This window comes from Halorubrum sp. Atlit-26R, assembly GCF_003666015.1.
In the GTDB taxonomy this organism is placed as follows: domain Archaea; phylum Halobacteriota; class Halobacteria; order Halobacteriales; family Haloferacaceae; genus Halorubrum.
In genome coordinates this window covers 1-1,087 of record NZ_QPLT01000086.1, presented here as the reverse complement: position 1 = coordinate 1,087, position 1,087 = coordinate 1, and the positions used below count along the sequence as shown (strand labels likewise).

Genomic DNA, 1,087 nt, shown 5'->3' with positions numbered 1-1,087 from the left:
GCATTCTTGGTAGTACTCTTTTTTCTCGGTGCACTCGCACAGATACTGATATTCTGAGTAGCAATCATCAAGTATCTAATTAGTATTAGACAGGAGTCGGGTTCCGATCACGTTGGCCGCTATCTACGTCTCTCCGAGAATGAACCCAGGTACGAGGATCGTGAGCAAGAGTGGAGAATGCTGTGTGAGATACGTGGGAAGGGCAGAAACCGAGGTCAAGCTAAAGAATCCTCAATAATGGGGAGTCCGCACTTTTGTTTACTTTCACTTTGCTTGCCCGATTTTTAAGGAGTAATGGTCAGTATGTTCAGGAACCTTCAGGGATGGGGATTAACTGGTCGGACAGCACGAACAAGTACTCCCCTCAATTCAACGAATAATGCTCACTTTAACCCACATCGCCGATACGCACCTCGGCCATCGACAGTACGGTGTAAAACAACGCGAAGACGATATGATGTCGACGTTGCGGACAGCGCTCGACGAAATGATCACCGAACACGACACGGATGCGATTCTTTTGCCCGGTGACCTGTTCCATTCACGGGATCTTCGTCCGAAGATACTGCATCAAACGGAGCAGGAGTTGGCGCGAGTGCCAGATGACGTACCGGTGTTAGTATCACGTGGAAATCACGACGAGAATTTGACGCCGCGAGACGTGACGTGGCTGAATTACCTACATCAGCGGGGTCACATCGTGTTCTTACAGGCAGAGTTGACTGCGGATCCGGAGACAGCGTGGTTCAACCCGTATGAGTCGGACGAACCAGGACAGTCTTCTGGATTCTACGACATCGATGTCGAGGAGCTAGACAGGCCGGTTCGCGTGTTCGGTCTGCAGTGGCGGGGTGCGAAGACCGGCCAGGCACTCCAACAAGTAGCGGACGGAATCCAGGAGACAAATGAGATGCACGGTGAGCCGGCGTTCACCGTGTTGTTGGCACATTTCGGGATGGAAGATGAGGTACCGACGCTGGGCGGGACGGTGACGCACGCCGAACTCCGCGACGTGAAAAAACAGGTCGACTATCTTGCGCTTGGGCATATCCACAAGCGGTACGAGGCTGCTGACTGGATCCACAAA

1 protein-coding gene is annotated in these 1,087 nt (G+C 52.4%); it reads left to right on the top strand.

The features are described from left to right. Positions 1 to 379: 379 nt before the first annotated feature. Positions 380 to 1,087: metallophosphoesterase (locus tag DVK07_RS19420; RefSeq protein ID WP_199719633.1), on the top strand; the 708-nt coding region annotated here is incomplete at its 3' end.